The 20,588-nt window shown below is 43.5% G+C and carries 22 protein-coding genes; 8 read left to right on the top strand and 14 right to left on the bottom strand.

Annotation, left to right across the window (positions count from 1 at the left end; all coding sequences use genetic code 11):
• Nucleotides 1–233: 233 nt before the first annotated feature.
• Nucleotides 234–416, bottom strand: a complete 183-nt coding sequence (gene rpmF / locus F899_RS04450; protein WP_004279227.1) for a 50S ribosomal protein L32 — start codon at nucleotides 414–416, stop codon at nucleotides 234–236.
• Nucleotides 417–493: 77 nt separating this feature from the next.
• Nucleotides 494–1,051 (bottom strand): YceD family protein, encoded by a 558-nt coding sequence (locus tag F899_RS04445; RefSeq protein ID WP_004811191.1) that lies wholly within the window; start codon nucleotides 1,049–1,051, stop codon nucleotides 494–496.
• 99 nt (nucleotides 1,052–1,150) lie between these two features.
• Here F899_RS04445 and F899_RS04440 point away from each other — a divergent pair, with 99 nt between their 5' ends.
• The 3 genes from F899_RS04440 (at nucleotide 1,151) to F899_RS15995 (ending at nucleotide 2,819) form a co-directional block, all read left to right on the top strand.
• A complete protein-coding gene (locus F899_RS04440) occupies nucleotides 1,151–1,813 on the top strand; it encodes an elongation factor P hydroxylase (RefSeq protein ID WP_004811194.1) in 663 nt (220 codons plus the stop codon).
• Nucleotides 1,814–1,898: 85 nt separating this feature from the next.
• Entirely contained in the window at nucleotides 1,899–2,516 is a 618-nt protein-coding gene (locus F899_RS04435) for an L-threonylcarbamoyladenylate synthase (RefSeq protein ID WP_004811196.1), read from the top strand.
• A 36-nt stretch (nucleotides 2,517–2,552) separates the two neighbouring features.
• Nucleotides 2,553–2,819, top strand: a complete 267-nt coding sequence (locus F899_RS15995) for a hypothetical protein (protein ID WP_005221073.1) — start codon at nucleotides 2,553–2,555, stop codon at nucleotides 2,817–2,819.
• Nucleotides 2,820–2,832: 13 nt separating this feature from the next.
• Here the strand turns inward: F899_RS15995 and F899_RS04425 are convergent, their stop codons facing one another.
• Genes F899_RS04425 through F899_RS04415 form a run of 3 tightly spaced genes read right to left on the bottom strand, consistent with a single transcriptional unit; the run spans nucleotide 2,833 to nucleotide 3,876 of the window.
• Nucleotides 2,833–3,084 carry a hypothetical protein gene (locus tag F899_RS04425; protein ID WP_005221072.1) on the bottom strand — a complete coding sequence of 84 codons (252 nt, stop codon included), beginning with the start codon at nucleotides 3,082–3,084 and terminating at the stop codon, nucleotides 2,833–2,835.
• Nucleotides 3,085–3,102: 18 nt separating this feature from the next.
• Nucleotides 3,103–3,294 (bottom strand): hypothetical protein, encoded by a 192-nt coding sequence (locus F899_RS04420; RefSeq protein ID WP_005221071.1) that lies wholly within the window; start codon nucleotides 3,292–3,294, stop codon nucleotides 3,103–3,105.
• A gap of 18 nt (nucleotides 3,295–3,312) precedes the next feature.
• Nucleotides 3,313–3,876 carry a hypothetical protein gene (locus tag F899_RS04415; protein WP_005221069.1) on the bottom strand — a complete coding sequence of 188 codons (564 nt, stop codon included), beginning with the start codon at nucleotides 3,874–3,876 and terminating at the stop codon, nucleotides 3,313–3,315.
• Between the two features lie 450 nt (nucleotides 3,877–4,326).
• Between F899_RS04415 and F899_RS04410 the strand changes: the two genes are divergently transcribed.
• From F899_RS04410 to rluB, 3 genes are read left to right on the top strand one after another with little or no spacing between them, the layout of a single operon-like run.
• Complete coding sequence (locus F899_RS04410; RefSeq protein WP_026056761.1) at nucleotides 4,327–5,121, top strand: segregation and condensation protein A; 795 nt, start codon at nucleotides 4,327–4,329, stop codon at nucleotides 5,119–5,121.
• Nucleotides 5,118–5,708 carry an SMC-Scp complex subunit ScpB gene (gene scpB, locus F899_RS04405; protein ID WP_005221066.1) on the top strand — a complete coding sequence of 197 codons (591 nt, stop codon included), beginning with the start codon at nucleotides 5,118–5,120 and terminating at the stop codon, nucleotides 5,706–5,708. Before F899_RS04410 ends, scpB begins: the two co-directional genes overlap by 4 nt.
• 41 nt (nucleotides 5,709–5,749) lie before the next feature.
• Nucleotides 5,750–6,823 carry a 23S rRNA pseudouridine(2605) synthase RluB gene (rluB, locus tag F899_RS04400; RefSeq protein ID WP_004811208.1) on the top strand — a complete coding sequence of 358 codons (1,074 nt, stop codon included), beginning with the start codon at nucleotides 5,750–5,752 and terminating at the stop codon, nucleotides 6,821–6,823.
• Nucleotides 6,824–7,421: 598 nt separating this feature from the next.
• Here rluB and ftn read toward each other — a convergent pair.
• From ftn to F899_RS04360, 7 genes are all read right to left on the bottom strand, one after another.
• Nucleotides 7,422–7,886 (bottom strand): heteropolymeric bacterioferritin subunit Ftn, encoded by a 465-nt coding sequence (gene ftn / locus F899_RS04390; protein ID WP_004811213.1) that lies wholly within the window; start codon nucleotides 7,884–7,886, stop codon nucleotides 7,422–7,424.
• Nucleotides 7,887–8,287: 401 nt separating this feature from the next.
• Entirely contained in the window at nucleotides 8,288–9,262 is a 975-nt protein-coding gene (gene rlmF / locus F899_RS04385) for a 23S rRNA (adenine(1618)-N(6))-methyltransferase RlmF (protein WP_005221062.1), read from the bottom strand.
• A 170-nt stretch (nucleotides 9,263–9,432) separates the two neighbouring features.
• Nucleotides 9,433–11,469, bottom strand: a complete 2,037-nt coding sequence (gene ligA / locus F899_RS04380) for an NAD-dependent DNA ligase LigA (protein ID WP_005221060.1) — start codon at nucleotides 11,467–11,469, stop codon at nucleotides 9,433–9,435.
• Nucleotides 11,470–11,559: 90 nt separating this feature from the next.
• Complete coding sequence (locus F899_RS04375; RefSeq protein WP_005221058.1) at nucleotides 11,560–12,546, bottom strand: cell division protein ZipA C-terminal FtsZ-binding domain-containing protein; 987 nt, start codon at nucleotides 12,544–12,546, stop codon at nucleotides 11,560–11,562.
• 1 nt (nucleotide 12,547) lies between these two features.
• On the bottom strand, nucleotides 12,548–16,000 hold the full coding sequence (gene smc, locus F899_RS04370) for a chromosome segregation protein SMC (RefSeq protein ID WP_005221056.1): 3,453 nt from the start codon (nucleotides 15,998–16,000) through the stop codon (nucleotides 12,548–12,550).
• Between the two features lie 11 nt (nucleotides 16,001–16,011).
• Entirely contained in the window at nucleotides 16,012–16,707 is a 696-nt protein-coding gene (locus tag F899_RS04365; protein WP_005221054.1) for a GntR family transcriptional regulator, read from the bottom strand.
• 260 nt (nucleotides 16,708–16,967) lie between these two features.
• Nucleotides 16,968–17,777 (bottom strand): sulfite exporter TauE/SafE family protein, encoded by an 810-nt coding sequence (locus F899_RS04360; protein ID WP_005221053.1) that lies wholly within the window; start codon nucleotides 17,775–17,777, stop codon nucleotides 16,968–16,970.
• A 27-nt stretch (nucleotides 17,778–17,804) separates the two neighbouring features.
• Between F899_RS04360 and F899_RS04355 the strand changes: the two genes are divergently transcribed.
• Both F899_RS04355 and F899_RS04350 read left to right on the top strand, forming a co-directional pair.
• The gene (locus tag F899_RS04355; RefSeq protein WP_005221051.1) at nucleotides 17,805–18,560 is read left to right on the top strand and encodes a biotin--[acetyl-CoA-carboxylase] ligase; all 756 of its coding nucleotides are present in this window, start codon (nucleotides 17,805–17,807) and stop codon (nucleotides 18,558–18,560) included.
• A 10-nt stretch (nucleotides 18,561–18,570) separates the two neighbouring features.
• Entirely contained in the window at nucleotides 18,571–19,317 is a 747-nt protein-coding gene (locus F899_RS04350) for a type III pantothenate kinase (RefSeq protein ID WP_005221049.1), read from the top strand.
• Here F899_RS04350 and F899_RS04345 read toward each other — a convergent pair.
• Complete coding sequence (locus tag F899_RS04345) at nucleotides 19,265–19,876, bottom strand: RBBP9/YdeN family alpha/beta hydrolase (protein ID WP_005221048.1); 612 nt, start codon at nucleotides 19,874–19,876, stop codon at nucleotides 19,265–19,267. The two genes, F899_RS04350 and F899_RS04345, sit on opposite strands and share 53 nt — an antisense overlap.
• Before the next feature lie 136 nt (nucleotides 19,877–20,012).
• The gene (locus tag F899_RS04340; protein WP_004811234.1) at nucleotides 20,013–20,579 is read right to left on the bottom strand and encodes an RBBP9/YdeN family alpha/beta hydrolase; all 567 of its coding nucleotides are present in this window, start codon (nucleotides 20,577–20,579) and stop codon (nucleotides 20,013–20,015) included.
• Nucleotides 20,580–20,588 lie beyond the last annotated feature (9 nt).

Below are 20,588 nucleotides of genomic sequence, written 5' to 3'. Positions count from 1 at the left end.
ATAAAATCCTTTCAATTAAGAGGCGCTAATCTTCATAGAATTGATGAAAATTAACAGCTAAATACCACCTAACTCATTGTGGAGCGCAATTTAGCACGTAATTTTGGCTGGGGTAATTGCCAAATACAACAAAAAGCCCAACTTTATTAAAGCGCCTAAAAGTGACAGACAAAAAAAAGGGAGCTTAACGCTCCCATTTTTTCTATCAAGCTTGACGCTTAATACATCATTAATTATTCAGCAGATGCTTTAGCGAATAATTGACGACCACGGTAGATACCATCTTTAGATACGTGGTGACGACGATGAGTTTCACCAGTAGCTTGGTCTACAGTTAATGCATTCTCAGTTAAAGCGTCATGTGAACGGCGCATGTCACGGCGAGAGCGACTTTTACGGTTTTGCTGAACGGCCATGATGGCTCCTTACAAATATCGAAAAAATGGATCAGAACAAATTCGATTGTCTTATACGTATGAGTATAACACAAAAATTAGTTAAGTTTACCCTTCAAAGCTGCCAAAACTTCAAACGGATTGTCCCGTTTTTCTTCAACAACTTCTTCTTGAGCGGGTTGGTGCTTATGCTCACAAACATCATGCTTAGGAGACAACGGCATCAACAATAACAATTCATCTTCTATGAGTGCCAGTAAATCAGCGGTGGCAGGTGCATCATATGAACCTTTCGTCGTTGCTTCACTTTCACCTAAGACGATGAAATCAGCATCCTCATCCAAGCGCTCTATCAGTGATTCGTCATCCACAAGGGCAAGATGAAAATCTGAAACGAGTTCAATCTCAACGGTTTCCAGACAACGCTGACATTCCATTGGAACTTTCGTTTCAACATGGCCATCTAGCCACACAATGCGATGATAAGCATCCATTGATAGCTTACAGTCTATGTTAATCAATTGATCATCAATTGATCCAACAGCTTCACGAGCAATACGAACAAAGCGGGATAAAGGCAGTTGACCTGACCATTTAAAGCCCTGTTCAGCCCATTTAAACGGCTCAATCTGTGCCGGAAAGGTATTTGCTGACATAATTAAGGCGGCAATTCTACAAATTCATCAGAACTCTGTCAAAGATTAAGATACAATTTTGTACTTATTTTTAGACAGACCAATTGGGTAATTTCAGTCATGCATCTGTTGCAGCCGCAAACAGAAGTGAATGTTTCATCACTCGTTAGCACACTTTCAACTCTGGATTCTGACAGCTCACTACAGCAAGTGCAACGCTTACCGTGGGCGAATGTATCGTCAGAAGCAGAACAGGTTGATTGGCTCATCTTACACTTTAATCACTGGTTTTCCCACCTAAATGTCACATTAGTCCGTGGTGATTTTGAACCAGAATATTTCCCGGCTACTGAAGATACCCCTGCCCGCATTCAATTTGCGCATGGTTTCTTCAATAGTGCCCTGCATGAGATCAGCCACTGGACCATTGCCGGTGACAAGCGTCGTCTATTGCCAGATCTGGGCTACTGGTATGCGCCAGATGGCCGTACCCAGGAACAGCAAGCTTTATTTGAACAGGTAGAAATCAAGCCCCAGGCGATTGAATGGATGTTTGCCAAAGCCTTTGGGCGTAAATTTCGCGTGTCTTTAGACAACCTGACCGGTGAAGGCGGCAATGGCAGCAGCTTTAAAGATAATGTCTATGCACAGGTCCAGCGTTATTTTAGTGGTGAAGCCAAACTACCTCGTGACGCAAAACGTTTTATTGATTGTATCTGTGCCTGTACACGGAATGGCAAAAGTTTACAATCCGACGAATTTATTCGTGAAATGCTTGATTAAATTATACAAATTTACGTTATTGAGATTGCATGTCCGTCGCAGGCAATCTCATAATAAAGTCAGCACAGGATCGGAGACAGAGTTTATGTTGCATTTACGCGTACACCCAGACAATCCCCAACCACGTTTGATCAGTCAGGCCGTGGAACGTATCCGTGCCGGCGATGTAATTGTTTATCCAACTGATGCCGCTTATGCAATTGGCTGCCAGATCGGAAATAAAAATGCCATGGAGCGCATTGCCCAGATTCGTGGTCTAGGCCCTAAGCACCAATATGCCATTCTCTGCTGTGACTTGTCGGACATTGCGACCTATGCCAAAGTGGACAATGCCGTATATCGTTTGCTGAAAAATAATACGCCTGCTGTCACTACTTTTATTCTGCCAGCCACCAGTGAAGTACCTAAACGTTTAATGCATCCGAAGAAAAAAACCATCGGTTTACGTATCCCCAGCAATCCCGTGTGTCAGATGCTGCTTCAAGAACTGGGTGAACCCCTGTTAACCTCAACCCTGATCCTGCCAGATCAGACTGATCCAATGGATGATCCATACGAGATTGAAATGCAGCTCGGCAAGCGCATCGATGTATTTATTGATAGTGGCCTAGGTACATTAAGCACAACTTCTATCGTGGATTTATCGGGTGATCAACCTGAAGTAATTCGCCGTGGTGTCGGTGATGTAACTGCTTTTGAATAATTAAAACGTTTTAATTCAGTTTTAGGAGGAAATAAAGTGAATCTATTTTATCTCCTGCTAAACTTGAATGAACTTCCTGCCAATCATCTGATCTACGTCAAACGGCCTTGGACATTAGAATCTAAGGCAATTTCTATCGAAAAGAACTCTAAGCCTGTCTTAAGTCTGAATATCGACAATATTGAGTACCAGTATTTTCTTGAAGTTGCGATGACAAGAAAACTGCTGAACATTTATTCAACAAATAATCTCTGTCTAGCAGACACCTGCCAGCGAATAATTGAATATGCGTTAAAGCAGTAGGACCACAACATATTTATAACTGACTCAAAGTCATAAAATTTGGGCAATCTGCTAGTATCTGTTTATGCTCAAACACAGCCTTGCCAAATTTATTTTGAATGGTATAGCTGGATGAAACCTGATCTTCTTCAAGAACCGCTATATAGGCTTTTACCAAATCTGGCTCTTGACCTTGTAACTGGTCAACCTGCATACAACCAAGTTGTCGTACATGGCTTTGGATTTCTGCCGGTAATTGATTATCCGCTAAAGTGGTAAGTTTCATGTAAGTAATAATATTTGGCTACTGATTTAGTATATCTCCAGAGATGGGCAGACCACTATTTTCCAGTCGCTGTTGAGTCTGTGCATCCATGTGTACCTGTTTTAGATTATCTCGTGCCTGCTGTTGAAACTTATGCTCCCAATATTTTTCAGTTCCGAAAAATAGTCCGGCAATCACTAAAAGGCCAACAACAACAAATTTTATATTCATATTTTTATCCGTAGGATTTTAGCTTAAAGGTTGCGCAGCTTCTTCCGAAACCGATGCAGCAGGTGCAACCATGTCTACTGGGGCATTTTTTTGAGGTGGTGGGACATATTCTTCCCCAGCTTTTAATGCTCTCATTTGCAAAAAACTTGGACAATCCGACAGCTTTTGCTGATGTTGCATCATGTCCATACCAAATTTATTTTTGACATTCATATGAAAAACAATTTGATCTTCTTCAATCACATTTAAGACTGCAGTTCGAGACTTGTAATCAAAGTTTTGAAAAGCCTCTACAGAATCACAGGCTATGTTTTTGACATTCTGTTCACTCTTTACAGAAAGTTTTTTATTTTCATTTTCAAGCCAGCGTGTATAAAAGCGAATATTTGGATACTGATCCAGAATCGTAAGCTCTACCTTTTCTCTTTGAAGTATGGGTTGATACTTCGCTTCTAACTCGGCAAATTTACCTGATTGAAGCTGCTGACGTGCTTGGTCTTCAAGTTGCATCATTTCGTATTTTGGATAACCCCAGAATACCCCCAAGCCAATCACGGCAATAAGTACCAGCATAATAGCCATATTGATCACCCGTCCTGTTTTTAGTTGTTTTATTCATCAGTATATTTTTCTGAGATATTAGAATACTTTTTGAATGATAGATATCTGTTTTTAAGGTTTATTTTTTAAACTTTTACTTTTTAATTGCTGCTAAAGAAGGATTTTTTCCTGATCTAATTCTCAATATTTGTCATTGCTCATGATCGATCTTAGGGGTTGCAAACCCAACTGGAGCTTAACTTCATTTCTATGAACCCTTAATTCAGAAAGGCATCCCTGTATTTGATATGATCAAAAACCGAAAAATAGCCGTAAAAGCTACTGTTTTTTTGTATCTAACTCCATATCCAATTTATTTAGAGGTATTTTTCGAGTACACTAAGATCAACTTTTTACATGCTTTTTCTTTCGATGTGAGATCGAAGAATCAGCCTTCATGCCTTTGAAAATTCGCGTGGCCAACAACTGTATATGAATCAAAGCATCCATAATATGATGGAACCTACTCCACACATCCGTGTACTGGATGAATGGCAGGAGACGATTCCTGAGGATCTTTACATTCCTCCTTCAGCGTTTGAAATCCTATTAGAGCATTTCGAAGGCCCGCTCGACTTTTTAATTTATCTGATCCAAAAAAATGGCTTTGACTTGCTGCAAGTCGACATTGCGCCGATTGCTGCCCAATACTTGTCCTATATGGATGCGATGAAGTCACTCAATATTGAGCTGACCGCAGACTATATGGTAATGGCGGCATTATTAGCGGACCTCAAATCCCGCTTACTTCTTCCAAAACCCAAAAGTATTTCTGCGACGGAACAAGATCCGAAACAGGAATTGATCGATCGTCTGGAAAATTATTTACGCATTAAACAGGCCGCAGAACGTCTGAACAAAATGAGTGTGCTTGAACGTGATACGTTTGAGACCAATGTCAGTCTGGGCGAGTTCATTCAACCGAATGAAGGTCATAACGTCAATCTGCTGCGTGATGCCCTGCTGTGTATCTTTAACCGTCCTGAGCCGGTGATTCATCAGGTGCAACAGGAACCGGTGCTACTTGAAGAACGCATTGCCTACATTGAAAGCTGCCTGGAAACTGGTGAAGTGCTTTCTTTTGCAGATTTACTCAAACCAAACCAGGGCCGGATGGGCATGGTCGTCACCTTCATGGCGGTTCTGGAACTGACACGTCAACAAAAAATTCAGATTATTGCTACAGGCGTTGAAGCCCCGCTCGCAATTCAGGGAGCACCTTTATGACCATTGACCATAGCTCAATCCTTACAGCGGAAGATAGTCTGCATGATGTTCTAATGCAGCTGGAAGCGATTATCTTTGCGAGTGATTCAGCGGTGTCTCTTGCACGTCTAAAAGAAGCTTTTCAGGATCGATATAGCAAGCAGGAATTACGTCAGTACCTACAGCAATTGTCTATGCTGATGCATGGCCGCTCAATTGAACTGATTGAAACTGCTCAAGGTTTCCGTTTTCAAGTACGTGCGAAGTATCGTAATATTATTGCTCAGACATGGCCCGAGCGACCAGCGCGCTTGTCTCCTTCATTACTTGAAACTTTGGCCGTAATTGCCTATCACCAGCCGGTGACCCGGGCAGATATAGAACAAATTCGTGGTGTCACAAATAACAGTCAGATTTTGCGTTCGCTGTTTGACTGGAACTGGATTAAAGAATCTGGTTTTCGTGAACTCCCTGGAAGACCTGCGTTGTTAGTGACAACGCCACAATTTTTAAATGCGTTTGGCTTAACCAGTTTAGGCCAATTGCCTCCCCTGCAGGATGCCAAGGAAGCTTTTATGACCCTCGATGCAAATGCACCGAAGTCATAAATAGGTGAACTGTTGATAATTATTTCTAAGGTTATGCTGTCATGAGTGAAAAATTGCAAAAGGTGCTTGCACGTGTTGGTTTGGGTTCTCGCCGTTATATGGAAGAAGTCATTGCCGCTGGTCGTGTAAGTGTGAATGGGCAAGTTGCCCAAGTGGGTGAGCGTATCGAACCAGGTGATGAGCTTCGCATCGATGGTCGTAAGGTACAATTCCAGATTGAGGACGAAATCCGTCGTCGCGTACTGATTTACTATAAGCCTGAAGGCGAAATCTGTTCACGTAACGATCCTGAACAACGTCCGACTGTATTTGATAACCTGCCTGCGATCCAAGGTGATCGTTGGGTGATGGTTGGTCGTCTGGATATTAACTCAACTGGCCTGTTACTTTTCACAAATGACGGTGAACTGGCGAATCGTCTGATGCACCCTTCCAATGAAATCGAACGTGAATATGCAGTTCGTGTCATGGGTGAGGTAACGCCTGAGCTGAAAAATAACATGCTCAAAGGCGTCGTACTCGATGATGGCCCGGCAAAATTCGAATCATTCTCTGAACTGGGCGGTGACGGTATCAACCGCTGGTATCAGGTGGTGGTGAAAGAAGGACGTAACCGTGAAGTACGTCGTATCTTTGAATCTCAAGGTCTGAAAGTCAGCCGTCTGTTACGTACCCGTTATGGCACAGTAATTCTGCCACGCGAACTGCGTACTGGTCGCTGGATTGAACTGGATAAACAGGACATCGATAACCTGGCAAAAGCTGTTGAGCTTAAACCACGTCAAGGTACTGGTTTGTACGGCATGGCAAAACGCCGTTCTGAGCGTATGCAGGAAAAACCTATGGCAGCACGCCGTGGTGGTTTCCTGCGTCAGCAACGCCGTGACAGTGATGAACCGGCAGCGAATACTGGCCGTGAACGTCGTGAAGGTGGTTTTGGCCGTCGTGATAATAATCAAGCCGGCTCACAGTTTGGTCGTCGTGAAAACCAGAATGGTACTCAGTTTGTACGCCGTGACAATCGTCCCGAATCAGGTTTTGGCCGACGTGAAGAACGTGATGAAAACACACCACGTCGTCCTTATGGCGTAAACAAAGGCTTTAACAAGTTCTAAGCCTTTGTTAAGATAAAAACCAGGCAACTGCCTGGTTTTTTAGCTCTAAAAATAACAATATGAAAAGATCCTTCTACTGTCAAAGCTCATTGCATCCCTTTCTATGCTTAACTTATATCTTGATAAGTTATCTACTTTTTCAATTCAGCTATTATCTGCGAATCACTGATCAGGACTGGAACTTTAAGCTTGCAATACTAAGTCAGTGGTTCTCGGCTGTTTTTTATCAACCTGCTCAATATACTGATCACTACATCAGTATTATCACCTTGACCATAATGATGGCCTATTTGGTACTTTATGGAATCAGCAAGTTCAAGAAACTGGAGATAGACGCAGATCAAATTTATTGGTCTTTGGGTCATATGAAAATCGGTCAAATCTTTCCACTGAATGCCAGCACTGAAATTCAGTGCATTTTAATTCCTCCACACAGCCCCGACATTCATCTATTTAAACTTAAAACTGGTCAGGAAGAATTTGATATTAACATGAGTCAGTTTTCAGCTGAGGATCAACAAACCATCCAAATGGTATTAAAATCCTTGAAAATTCGATGTTAAAAAAATCCCGCTCAAATGGCGGGATTTTGCAAATCTTACATCTGGGACTGAATATAATTTTGCAGACCAATCAGCTCAATTAAACGTAATTGCTTTTCAAGCCAGTAAGTATGATCTTCTTCTGTATCTGACATTTGCTGACGTAACATATCACGCGTCACGTAGTCACCCTTCTCTTCACACAGTTTCACGCCTGTTGCCAGTTTTTGACGAACTTCATATTCCAGTTTCAGGTCGGCTTTCAGACAGCTCACCACATCTTCACCGATTTCTACATCATCACGGGTCATGTTCGGTGTACCTTCCAGGAACAGAACACGGCGAATAATTGCGTCCGCATGCTGTGCTTCTTCCTGCATTTCATGATCAATACGTTCAAAGATTTTGGTCAGGCCCCAATCTTCGTACATACGAGAGTGGATCAGGTATTGGTCGCGAGCAGCCAGTTCGCCACCGATCAACATATTCAAATAATCTACGACTTCTGGATTACCACGCATTTTTATAACTCCCTACCTTTATGGACTTATTATGGAGAAAATCATCTGGATTTGCAAAATAAAATTTCCGTAAATATATGATTTTTAAATAATTAAAATGAGAAGTACTTGCATTTACAGTTCTAGTTGAATAAATTCCCATTTATAAAACAATATCTTGCACTCAGTAATCAGCTTAGATGAACAAGATCAAAGTACTTTTATAATGTATTGGTTTTTTGTAACTAGATTCAAAATCATTGTGGCATATATTCATTGAACTGTATGCGTATCAAATCAGAAACGCTGAGTGCATCGGCATCAAGTTATCATATAAGCAAAATTGAGCTTGTTCATTGCTATAAACAAGCCAAATCTTCGTCATGTGCCGACAAGCTCACTCATCCTCGGCAAAAATAAGCTTAAGCTGAAGTCCAACGTGCATTTCTCCATGCATGTTGTTGCTTTGAATCTAAAAAAGTCCAAGCGACAAAACGACTTTCTTTTTGCCCCTGCGTCATTTTAATGGTTTTCACATCTACTGCTCCGCTCTTACGCAACGCATTTAAAAGCACAGGCAATGTGGTTTTCTTAGAAACGAGTGTGCTAAACCAAAGGCATTGCTCAGCAAACTGTATGCTCTCTTGTACCATTTGGCAGACAAAGCGTTCTTCACCACCGTCACACCAGAGTTCATTTTTTTGACCACCAAAGTTTAACACCACCTTTGTCCGATCAACCGGCTTGCCGAGTTTTCTTAATTTTTGTGTTGTTGTGGCATTTGCTTCATCTTGCGAGGCATGAAATGGCGGGTTACACATCGTCAAATCAAAACGATCTGTGGGTTTAATCACACCGTTGAAAATATTGCTTGAGTTCTTCTGCAATCGAATCTGAATCCCTTTACGTAGATTTGGATTCGCCTCGACAATAAATTGAGCACTTTTAACGGATGCAGAATGAATGTCTGAGCCGACAAATTTCCAACCATAGCTACGATGACCAATGATTGGATAAATACAGTTCGCACCAACCCCAATATCTAAGACTTGAACTGCAGGTCCTGTTGGAATCTGACCTTGATGATTGGCACTCAACAAGTCAGCCAAATAGTGGATATAGTCGGCTCTACCCGGAATAGGCGGACAAAGAAAATCTTGAGGAATATCCCAATATTGAATGCCATAAAAATGTTTCAGCAATGCTTTATTGAGCATTTTCACAGCTTGGGGATCAGAAAAGTCTATAGAAAGATCGTTATATGGATTTAGGCGGACAAAAGGTGCAAGTTCCGGACAAGTCTTTATTAACTGAGGGAAATCGTAACGACTGCGATGCAGATTTCGTACATGTAATTCCGATTTTTGTTGCGGAAAAGTTTTCTTTGCTTGCGCCATGTGTATGCCAATCATCAACGGGAGAACAGAATCATCTGATGAGACAGGCTCTATACCTGTCAATAGATCGATATTGTACGTGAATTCAGCTCATCGTGACGAGCCCAACCCAATCAAGCCATTAAAAAAGACATCCTCGGATGTCTTTTTTAATTCATACTTAAGATCGATTAAGCAGAAAGTTGACCATGCTCTTTCATTAAGGCAATAAACTGTTCTTCATTTAATACTGGCACGCCAAGCTTTTCTGCCTTATCCAGCTTCGAACCAGCTTTCTCACCTGCAACCACACATTTGGTTTTACTCGACACACTGCCACTCACACGTGCGCCTAAGGCTTGCAGCAATTGAGTTGCTTCATCACGCCCCATAGAGCTTAAAGTTCCAGTCACTACCCAGCTTTCACCATTCAGTGGTTGGCGCGTTGGTGCAATTGGCGCATCCCAATGAATACCGGCAGCCAACAAGCGATCCAATACTTCCAAGTTATGCGGTGCCTGGAAGAAATCAACAATCCATTCTGCGGTAATATCACCCACATCCGGTGTTTTCTTTAAAGCGTCTACATCAGCACTACGCAAAGCGTCGAGAGTCTGGAAAGTGTTGGCCAGCATACGTGCTGTGGTTTCACCTACACCGCGAATACCGAGTGCATAAATAAACGCTGCCAATGTAGTTTTCTTACTGTTTTCAATCGAATCAATGAGATTCTGCACGGATTTTTCACCCATTTTTTCGATTTGCAGCAATTGCTCACGATGCTCATGCAAGTGATAAATATCCGAGACATCTTTTAAAAGATTGAGATGTAACAGTGACTCCACCCAGCGATCGCCCAGACCTTCGATATCCATGGCCTTACGTGAAACAAAATGGCGAATGGTCTCGATGCGCTGCGCCGCACAATACAGCTCACCTGAACAGCGTGCCAATGCCTCACCCTCCGGCATCACCACAGGAGAATCACAGACCGGACAGTTCTCAGGTAAATACACTTCTACCGCATCGGCAGGACGAAATTCTGGCCAGACTTTTTCAACCTTAGGAATTACGTCACCACTACGATAGACACTGACGGTATCCCCGATTCTTACATCCAGACGGTGAATTTCACCAATATTATGCAGGGTCACATTGGAAACCGTCACGCCGCCCACAGCAACCGGATTCAATCGTGCCACAGGCGTTAGAGTCCCGGTACGGCCCACTTGCCAGTCAATATTTTCGACGGTGGTCAATGCAGCCACTGCAGGGAATTTATAAGCTGTCGCCCAGCGTGGTGCTCTACTAATAAATCCTAATTTTTTTTGTTGCTCTAAGCTATTTACTTTTACAACCATTCCATCAATTTCAACACTTAAATTAGGTCTCTCGATAATTAGTTGTTCATATTTAGCTTGTACTTCCTCAATACTGTTTACTACCCAATGGTTATAATTTTCAAATCCAAATTGCTCTAACCAATCTAAATTTTCTGCAATCGTTTCTATATTATTTCCAGGTTGACACTGAGCAATTCCATAAGCATAAAAAGCTAAGGGACGTGTTTTTGTTATTTGACAATCTAATTGTCTTAAACTACCTGCAGCAGCATTACGTGGATTTGCAAATTCTTTTTCACCATGCTTTTTTAAATGTTTATTTAATTTTTTAAAACCTGCTTTCGGCATTAAAACTTCACCACGTACTTCTAGTAGTTCTGGAGGTTTACAATTCCCTTCGCATAAAATTTTTGGCAGGTTACGGATAGTTTTGACATTCTGGGTAATATCTTCGCCAGTTTCCCCATCACCCCGGGTGACACCACGAACCAGTACGCCATGTTCATACCAGAGTGAAATCGCCAGACCGTCAAATTTCAGTTCAACATCGTATTCGATCTTTTGATTGGGTAAACGCTCTTCAATACGGCGGGCAAAAGCAAATAGTTCTTCTTTGTTAAATACGTTACCTAAAGACAGCATTGGCACCGCATGCGTTACGGTCACGAATTTAGAAAGGGCTTGTCCACCTACTTTGACTGTCGGTGTGTCCGGCTGCTGTAAATGTGGATATTGTTCTTCTAAAGCTTTGAGCTGGTGAAAGAGCTGATCATATTCACTGTCTTCAATCGTAGGTTGATCCATCACATAATAAGCATGATTATGTTTGGCAATCAGTTGAATCAATTGACGCATTTGCGCAATGACAGTGGCATCTTGGGTCATAATTTCACCATAAAAAAGGGCGGAAAAGCCCGCCCTGTATATTCTTCAGTTTTGGCTATTAAAAAATCTTAATATCTAGTTTCAAGAAGCTTAAACTTCTGCAGTCTGCCCAGCACGATAATCAATCGCCTGATGACGCCAGAATTCACGCAGCTGTGGTGTAAACTCCTGCTGGTTTTGATCATAGACAATACCGTCTACTTCACGGGCAATCAGACGTGAAATACTGTCCATGGTATCAAAAGCATTTTGTACATCGCTGTGTGGCAGTGCCAGGAAGAATGCCAGACCTTTTACTTCTTCAGTTGACAAAGTTTCCAGATCAAAACCTTCCATACCGGTATCGGTGATCTGCAATACCGAGAATAGCAGTTTAGAACCATCTTCGCTGTAGCGATGGAAACAAGCCAGCTCACCATAGCGTAGGCCATATTTCAGCAGAACTTTTAGCGTTTTTTCACCAGACAATACACGGCCTTGTGGAATGACACTCAGCGAAATAATCATTTCTGCATTTGCCAATGCGCACTCATCATCCACGACTTTCTGTTCATGCAGATGCGCGTCGAGAATACTGCTTTCATCTTCAAAGTCTGAAATTTCAGCTTTTTCAATATTACTGTTCAGGCTAAATTCAGCAGGTTTGACTTCCTCTGTAACAGCATTTTCAGCCTTAACTTCTTCAGCAGATGATTCTTTTACTTCAGCTTTTGCGACTTCTGCTTCAGTCTCTTGAACGATTGGCGTATCCAGCGGGCTTGCAGATTGTGCTACAGGCTTGGCTGTTTCCGTCAATGTCGGCTCTACTTTTGCTGCTTCTTTTGGTTCCGTAGCCGGTGCTGTGCTTTCAACAGTTTCTGCATTCAGGCTCGGTTCAACACGTTGCGCCTCTGCCTCCTGTGCTGACAGCTGGGCACGCACATGACGCGGAATAACCGGTGTCTGACTGTCCGGATCAATATGTAATTCCGAATCCAATGATGGTGCTGCATCAGCAGGTTTTTTCATGATCATTCGAATGCCCAAGAGCATAATCACGACTGCTACAACAATCCCGAGAATAGTAGTGATTTCCATTTTATGCCTCCGCAGCTAAGCCGTATTCTTTTGCCTGTTCCAAATTCACTGTAACCAGTTTTGAGGTGCCCGGTTCAGGCATGGTCACACCCAAGAGGTCTGTTGCCATCATCATTGCAAGCTTATTATGTGTGATGTAAATAAATTGCACTTGTTCTGAAAGCTCTTTGACTAAATTACAAAAACGCCCCACGTTCGCATCGTCCAATGGTGCATCGACTTCATCGAGCACACAGAATGGCGCCGGATTGAGACGAAAAATCGCAAACACCAGAGCCAATGCTGTTAATGCTTTTTCGCCACCAGACAATAAAGCCAATGAACTGTTACGCTTACCCGGTGGTCGTGCCATCAGTTTTACACCTGATTGCCATCCGTCTTCAAGACTTAAGCTCGCTTCGCCGCCATTAAATACTTTCGGGAACAGGTTTTGCAATTCAGCATTGACCTGATCAAAAGTATGCATAAACAGCTTGCGCGTTTCCTGATCGATGCTCTTCATGGCCGCCTGCAGCTGCTCGACGGTATTTTCCAGATCCTGAATCTGATGGCTCAGCTCATTATAGCGTTTTGAGACCTCTTCATATTCTTCAGATGCTGCAAGATTCACCGCTCCGAGCTTGTCGAACTGCGATTGGGCTTTTTCCAGCTTGGCCTGATGTACTTTAACTTCGATATTCAGACCAGTAATGACTTCACTATTCAATTCTTTTAACTGCTCAGAATAGTGTTGCAGATCAGATTTAGCTGCCTGCCAAGCCAGGCGTTTCTGTTCCAGTGTATTCCGCAGTATTTCATCCTGCTGCTGGAACTGATGGCGCTGTTCAGTGAGCTGCTGTTGTTTATTTTGTACCTGATTCAGCTCGACCTGCCATTCCAACCAGGTTTTTTGCAGTTTTGCTGTCAATTCCACCTGCTGGTTAAACTGGCTTTCCAGATGCGGCAGTTCTAACTGTACCGGATCAATAAATTTCTTGGCCTGTTCAATCTGTTGGAGAATTTGTTGATACTGCTCTTTCAGGAATACTCGGTCTTTTTGTAGCAATTCGACTTGCTGTTTGGACTGAACCGATTGACGACGGGTAATTTCCAGTTCCTGCTGAGCATTGTGGGTTTGCTGCTGGCAATCTTCCAGTTGTGTAGTCAGTTCATCCAGCTGGAATTGCAAGGTCTTATAATTCGGTAAAGCCTGTTCCAGTTTTAGATTTAATGCATGCAGATCAATTTCCAGATCATCTTTTTGCATTGCATCTTCTTCCAGCTGTTCATCTAGCTGCTGGAGCTGGTTTTGTAATTGTTGCTTTTGGACTGCAAAAGCCTGAGCAGTGCTTTGTACTTTGGCAATATTTAAGTCCAGCTGTTGCAGCTGCTTCTGTGCCTGTTGCTGTTGACTGGTGATTTGCTGTAGCTGAATTTGCAGCGCTGTCAGCTGTTCTTTTGATTCAGCCAGATGCTGTTCAGCTTGGCGGGATTGCTCTTCCAGCTTAGCTAGTTGTACTCCAATTTCATCCAGACGAATCCGGTGGCTCAGTGCGCCTTGACCTGCCTGGCTGGCTTCATCAAACTCTAGTCCAATCACCCAGTCTGGACCGACATGATAAGCATCTAAACTAAGGATGGATTGACCCAACTGCAATTGGTCTTGTAGTTGTAGCGCTTGCTGCAGGGTTTCCACTACGGCGACCTGCTGCCATAAAGAATAGTGTGGCTCTTCAATCCAGTCCGCCAGCGATTGAACATTTACTAGCTGGATTTTAGCAGGCGATTGCTGTGCTTTCAGTTGACGTGCTGTATTTTCCAGAAAATGATCTGAATCTGAAAGTACCTGAGCAGACAGCCATTTTGCCAGAAATTTCTCGATCAGGCTGGCATGGGCTTTGCCCTGCTCATTCAGTTTTAGCACATGCATCAGTTGCACGGCATCCGCTTTAGCTGCCGGATTAGCTTTCGTCAGAAGTTGGGAAAGGTTTTTCTTTTCTGCATTCAATACTTGCAATTCAGATTTCAAATGCATCTGTCGTTGCTGTTGTTCGCTATGTGCCTGTTTAACCTGTTCCAGCTGCTGGCTCAGTTCAGCATGATGGCTTTCTAGGCAAACCAGCTGTTGTTCAGTATCAGCTTTCTCCTGCTGATACTGTTCCAGCTCATCTTGCTGTGCTTGATTCTGAATCTGGGCGGACTGTTGCTGCAAGGTTTCTTTTTGCTGCTCGATACGAACAATATTTTTAGCTAATTGCTCGCTTTGTGCCAGCATCTGCATCTTGCGCTGCTGTTGCTGTTCGACTTGAGTTTTAATCTGGGCAAATTGGGTCGCGACTGAAGCCTGTTGAGATTTCAGTTCCTGCAAACCTTGTTGCTGATCCTGACTTAAACCTTCCTGTTGCTGTAACTGTGTGGTTTGATCTTCTAGTTGCTCTTGTAGGGTATCCAGTTGTAATTCAATCAACTGCAAACGTTCTTTGGTTTGAGCTTTCTGTTGTTCTAGTTGTACCAGACTGGTTGAGTTTTGCTCCAGCAGAGACTGTTTCTGCTTCAGGTTTATTTCCAGTTCAGCCAGCTTTTTCTCGGCCTGTTGCCATTCATTTTGCAATGGGGTGGACTGCTGGATCAGACGCTGAAACAGCTCACTGGTCGTTCCCAGATCGTGCTCAACCGTGGTCAGTTCAGAACGTACTAACTTGAAGCTGTCGCCTAGCGTGTTCATCTCAACGGTATATTCTTCCTGCAAGCGTTGGCTTTGCTCGCACTGGAATGACAGGATTTCAACTTTCAGGGTACGGATCTGCCCTTCGAGTTCTTTATATTGAATTGCAGTTTCGGACTGGCGTTTTAAGGTTTTGAGTTGAGACTTGAGTTCGGAAGCAATATCTTCTAAGCGAGACAGATTCTGGGTGGTATGTTCCAGATGCTGCATGGTTTCGCGACGGCGGGCCTGATAGCGCGATACGCCCGCTGCCTCTTCGATATAAACCCGCATTTCTTCAGGCTTGGCATCGACCAGACGGTTAATCATACCCTGTTCGATAATGGCGTAGGAACGTGGTCCCAGACCGGTACCCAGGAAAATATCAGTGATGTCACGACGACGACATTTGGTACCATTCAGGAAATATTCAGACTTGCCATCCCGGTTGACCTGACGGCGTACGGCCAGCTCATTATAGGCATTATACGCACCGCCGAGCTTGCCATAGGTATTTTCAAAGCGTAGTTCTACACTCGCCACACCCACTGGCTTACGCTTCGCAGTCCCGGTAAAAATGACATCCTGCATGCTGCCGCCTCGTAACTGGCGCGCACTCGATTCCCCCATTACCCAGCGAATTGCATCGATGACGTTGGACTTGCCACAACCATTGGGCCCCACAACGGCAGTCCGGTTATCTTTAAAGTGTAAAGTTGTACTATCGGCAAAAGATTTGAAGCCTGAAAGTTTTAAACTGCTTAAACGCATAATGTCCTGATTTAACGGCGCGAGCGTCTCGCCCACGCAAGTTCAATTTGTTTCATCCGTGTTAGTGATTCCAACACAAGGTTGCGCAAGTGTCGACAAAAATCTTCCATAAATAAAGTGGCCTGATGTGATTTTCGGCTCAGAATTGCATCAGTTACCAGCTTAAACAGATCAAAAGATTCCTGTAGCTCGCGCTTGGAAATATTCAGGGTTAAAAAGTAACTGCGCCGCAGTGAAGGCAGTAGCTCATGGTAGTAACGCATCAGATAGGGATTGCCAACCATGTCCTGCTGCTGCGCCAGCCCCTGAAAGATCAAATCATAAAACTTTTCGGTGTGACCTTGGCGGGTTTCCGCTTCTAGTTGTTCTAATAATAGCTGAACACGCTCTGCCTCATGCGGGCGCCAGGTTTCAGCCATACGCTGCACGATCTGACCTAGCAGAAGACAGCACATTTCAAACAGGGCACGAACTTGCAGTGCAGACATTTCTGAGACAATGGCACCGCGACGCGGATAGATTTCGATGAGCTGGGTGCGTTCCAGCAATAATAATGCTTCACGTACAGAACCACGACTGACATCAAGTTCTGATGCAACTCTCAGTTCCTGGATCCGCTCACCTTCCACAAGCTCACCACGAATAATCTGTTCACTGATATGCCTGGCGATCTGCTCAGACAAGCTGTTTGCTTTTTCCTCGTGCATGGCCATCCTGTCTTTATTTTTATTGATGCAGTTCTTGTCATGCTGAATGACTTTTCATTTATTTAACCTATTTTATTAAAGGAATGCTTTGACATTGTCAGACAATATTCTGTCTATGCAGCCAACCAGCCTCTATATAAACCAGCTTAGCGGTTGTTTATGCTGTTTTTTATTCTCTTTATCAGCATAAACATATTGATCAAATAAAAAAAGAGAGTACTTAAACTCTCTTTTCTGCAATCTGTATTAAATAAATTACCTTACAGAAAGGCACTGATACCCTGATAAATAAAATAGCTACCGACAACGCTTAATAAGGCCGCAAAACATTTCTTCAACATGACCGGTGACAATAGATGTGCCACTTTTGCCCCCACTTTGGCAGTAAAGAAACTCATAATACTGATGCCGATAAAGGCATAAATATGAATATAGCCAATGGTATTCGGTACCGTAACATCCGACTGCTTACCAAACCACATAAATCCGAGTGCGCCAGCAATCGCTATGGGGAGTCCACATGCAGCTGAAGTCGCCACAGCTTTTTGCATTACTACGCCACAACGGTTTAAAAATGGCACTGTCAGACTGCCGCCGCCAATTCCAAAGATTGCAGAGGCAATACCAATTCCAGCCCCAGTCGCCATTTGTTTTGGCGTAGAAGGTAGTGTGCTTGCTGGATCAATCTTGACATTGGCACGGCTAAACATTCGTAAAGCTACCCATACTGCAAAGAAACCGATCAGAAGCTGCAGGCCTTGACCCGGTAAATAGTCTGCAATGCCTGCACCGAGAAACGATCCAATCACCAAACCAGGTGCCAGATTACGGAAAACAGGCCAAAGTACTGCACCTTTGAGATGATGTGCCATGACCGAACTGATTGAGGTCACAATAATCGTCGCCAAAGAGGTTCCTACTGCCATGTGCATGATGACACTTGGATCGTACTGGAGCTGGGTAAATACAATGTACAGAATTGGCACAATAATCAGGCCACCACCGACTCCAAACAGGCCTGCGGTGAAACCAGCAATTGCACCAATCAACAAATATATGATTAACTCCATAACGACATTTACCACGTTTAAATTCAGATGGATGTAGAAACTCGCGAACTGCAGCAGCTGCTTAAAGATGCAGGACAACTGCCTGAAGTCCTGTTGCTGAAACCCGTCACCACTTCGACCAATGATGATGTCCGGGATCTCGCTCAAAAGGGCATTCGACAGGTATTGGTCAGCAGTCGTGCCCAAACTCAGGGCCGAGGCCAGCGTCAACGCCAATGGATTTCTCCAGAAGGCAATATCTATTTAAGCACATTGCTGAATACAGAGATACCGATTGATGGTCGTCTCGCGCTTGAAGTTGCACTCAATATTCTGCAAATGCCTAGCTTGCAAAAGCTTGATCTGCAAGTGAAATGGCCAAATGATTTATATAGTCAGAATGCCAAATGGGGCGGCATTCTGGTAGAGCCGCTCTCTACCCATCAGGCAGTGGTCGGTGTGGGAATTAACCTGGCCCCGATTGAAGCAGAACAATTGGATCAGCCGATCACTTCCCTCTCTGAACTGGGCCTGGCTACAGTGACACGCAACCAGCTGATTGCTGAACTCTATCAGGCCATTCAACAGGCAGGTCAATGGTTTAATCATGGCAGCCATAATCTGGCAGCACGCTTTAACCATCATGCAGCTTTCATTCAACAACAGGTGGAATTTACTGACCTACAAGGACAATATGCAGGCATCTTTGTAGGCATTCAGGAAGATGGCGCGGTGCAGATTGAGACTGAATCTGGTATTCAGACCTTTTATCAAGGGCAATTACGTTTAAAGACTGGTAGCTAAGGCAAGATCAATGAAAAAATTATGGCTGGATATTGGCAATACACGTCTTAAATACTGGATCACGGAACAAGACCGTATCATTGAACATGCGGCTGAAATGCATCTACAGTCTCCGGCGGATTTACTGCTGGGTCTGATTCAACACTTTATGGGATCTGGCCTGCATCAGGTGGGAATCTCTTCTGTGCTAGATAAGCAAAATAATGACCGTATCCTGAAAATTCTAAAACGCCTGAATATTCCAGTGATCTTTGCCAAAGTTCATGCTGAATATGCAGGCCTGATCTGTGGTTATGATGATCCGGCTCAACTCGGAATTGACCGTTGGTTACAGGTGTTGGCAGTTGCAACATCGAATACACAAAACTATTGCGTCATTAGCTGTGGTACCGCTCTCACCATTGACTTGGCTCAAGGGCAAAAACATCTGGGGGGTTTTATCCTGCCAAACTTACATCTACAGCGGGATGCCCTGATTCAGAATACCAAAGGCATTAAAATTCCAGATGCTGCGTTTGAAGAGCTGAGCCCGGGACGCAATACCATTGATGCCGTACATCACGGTATTCTGCTCGGGCTACTCAGCACCATTGAAAAGGTGTTGAGTGACTTTCCTGCCCAGCTGATTCTCACGGGTGGTGATGCGCCGCTGTTTGCACAGCATTTACAATCCTTCCAGCCCGTGATTGAACCCGACCTGTTACTTAAAGGCCTGCAGCATTTTGCAGCTCATTTAGACCATACAGCCGCTGGATGACTTCCAGTAGCTGTGGGAAATCTGCATAGCCATCAGTTTTTTCAAAATGTCCGGCCTGCAAGACTTCAAAAATCTGGGTATTGAGAAGTCGATGGGCCAGACTTAAAGACATGGCAGTGGGTACATGTGGATCATTGTTAGAAATGTACATAACCCCGTATTTATAGCTTTTGGAAAGTGTTTTGAAATCCAGTTTTACACTGCGCACCAGATCATTCAGTTCTGACCACATCACCAGCGGCTGATCAAAACCTGCCACCATCACTACTCCCCGAATAGCTTTACGGTGAGTCAGATAGTGCTGTTCTACGAATTTCAACACACTCAGGCAGCTCAACCCGTGTGCTACCAGAATGGTGTCGGCATCCATTTGCGGAATCTGTACCGCCAGACTTTGTTGCCAATCCTGCATTTTCGGTTCTAATGGATTGGCTAACATGATGCGCTTGGCATCAATACCAAGTTTCTTGACCTGTCGACTTAACCACGGATACCAATGGTCATTGGAGGTCGACTGATAGTCATGAATGATATAAACGTTCCCTGATTTATTTGTCATCGCTGTATACTTATACTAATTGTTAAAATAATGATGCTCCTGGCTCATTGTTTTAACATGTTTTACAAAGCTTTCAAGCAAATTTCCAGACCACTGGCATCCATTTTGTAAACTTTATCTTTCAGCCTCGAAACACTTATTGGCGTATAAGATTTGATTCAATACTTTGCCAGACTTCAGGCAGTTCAGTACAGCCTTGCGAATCAATAAAATGACCAAAATGCTGAGCCTTAATCACTTGTGCATCCAGACTTTCTGCCTGTTCCAGACTAAATTTTGGTGCTACCCGATCATCACCTTCAGAATAGATGACCACTCGTTCCTGAATCTGCTGTTTCAATAAATCAAAGTCAATTTGGGCAGCATCAATAAATGGATTCACTTCTTCCAGACGTCCGAGTCGACCATTAAAACCAGCAATGAGTACGAGTTGCCTGATTTTCTGCTGTTTTAATTTATGAGATAAATAATGCAAAGCCGCAATAGTGCCTAAGCTGTGAGCGATAAAGATACTGTTCTCATCGACGCTTTCTATCTGCTCCTGCATCTGCTTTTGCCAGGTTTCCAGCCGAGGTGTGGTAGAGGGATCAAGTCGCAAAACTTTTAGGCTTATATGTTCTTCCTTGGCTTTTTGCTGAATCCAGGGATACCAGTTTTCATCTGGACCAGCCGTATAGCCATGTACCACAATCACTTGCGTCATTTTATTACT

Origin of the sequence: Acinetobacter sp. CIP 101934 (assembly GCF_000369585.1) — a bacterium.
GTDB classification, from domain to species: domain Bacteria; phylum Pseudomonadota; class Gammaproteobacteria; order Pseudomonadales; family Moraxellaceae; genus Acinetobacter; species Acinetobacter schindleri.
The sequence above is the reverse complement of the archived record's forward strand: the minus strand, read 5'-3'. Positions and strand labels throughout refer to the sequence as shown.

Coding starts and splice junctions, on each gene's coding strand:
- F899_RS04365 (WP_005221054.1), bottom strand. CDS start 16,707: ATGCACGAGGAAAAAGCAAACAGCTTGTCTGAGCAGATCGCCAGGCAT.
- ftn (WP_004811213.1), bottom strand. CDS start 7,886: ATGCGTGGTAATCCAGAAGTCGTAGATTATTTGAATATGTTGATCGGT.
- rluB (WP_004811208.1), top strand. CDS start 5,750: ATGAGTGAAAAATTGCAAAAGGTGCTTGCACGTGTTGGTTTGGGTTCT.
- rpmF (WP_004279227.1), bottom strand. CDS start 416: ATGGCCGTTCAGCAAAACCGTAAAAGTCGCTCTCGCCGTGACATGCGC.
- F899_RS04435 (WP_004811196.1), top strand. CDS start 1,899: ATGTTGCATTTACGCGTACACCCAGACAATCCCCAACCACGTTTGATC.
- smc (WP_005221056.1), bottom strand. CDS start 16,000: ATGCGTTTAAGCAGTTTAAAACTTTCAGGCTTCAAATCTTTTGCCGAT.
- F899_RS04345 (WP_005221048.1), bottom strand. CDS start 19,876: ATGACAAATAAATCAGGGAACGTTTATATCATTCATGACTATCAGTCG.
- scpB (WP_005221066.1), top strand. CDS start 5,118: ATGACCATTGACCATAGCTCAATCCTTACAGCGGAAGATAGTCTGCAT.
- ligA (WP_005221060.1), bottom strand. CDS start 11,469: ATGACCCAAGATGCCACTGTCATTGCGCAAATGCGTCAATTGATTCAA.
- F899_RS04445 (WP_004811191.1), bottom strand. CDS start 1,051: ATGTCAGCAAATACCTTTCCGGCACAGATTGAGCCGTTTAAATGGGCT.
- F899_RS04375 (WP_005221058.1), bottom strand. CDS start 12,546: ATGGAAATCACTACTATTCTCGGGATTGTTGTAGCAGTCGTGATTATG.
- F899_RS04425 (WP_005221072.1), bottom strand. CDS start 3,084: ATGAAACTTACCACTTTAGCGGATAATCAATTACCGGCAGAAATCCAA.
- F899_RS04360 (WP_005221053.1), bottom strand. CDS start 17,777: ATGGAGTTAATCATATATTTGTTGATTGGTGCAATTGCTGGTTTCACC.
- F899_RS04415 (WP_005221069.1), bottom strand. CDS start 3,876: ATGGCTATTATGCTGGTACTTATTGCCGTGATTGGCTTGGGGGTATTC.
- F899_RS04340 (WP_004811234.1), bottom strand. CDS start 20,579: ATGACGCAAGTGATTGTGGTACATGGCTATACGGCTGGTCCAGATGAA.
- rlmF (WP_005221062.1), bottom strand. CDS start 9,262: ATGGCGCAAGCAAAGAAAACTTTTCCGCAACAAAAATCGGAATTACAT.
- F899_RS04420 (WP_005221071.1), bottom strand. CDS start 3,294: ATGAATATAAAATTTGTTGTTGTTGGCCTTTTAGTGATTGCCGGACTA.
- F899_RS04350 (WP_005221049.1), top strand. CDS start 18,571: ATGAAAAAATTATGGCTGGATATTGGCAATACACGTCTTAAATACTGG.
- F899_RS04410 (WP_026056761.1), top strand. CDS start 4,327: ATGAATCAAAGCATCCATAATATGATGGAACCTACTCCACACATCCGT.
- F899_RS04440 (WP_004811194.1), top strand. CDS start 1,151: ATGCATCTGTTGCAGCCGCAAACAGAAGTGAATGTTTCATCACTCGTT.
- F899_RS04355 (WP_005221051.1), top strand. CDS start 17,805: ATGGATGTAGAAACTCGCGAACTGCAGCAGCTGCTTAAAGATGCAGGA.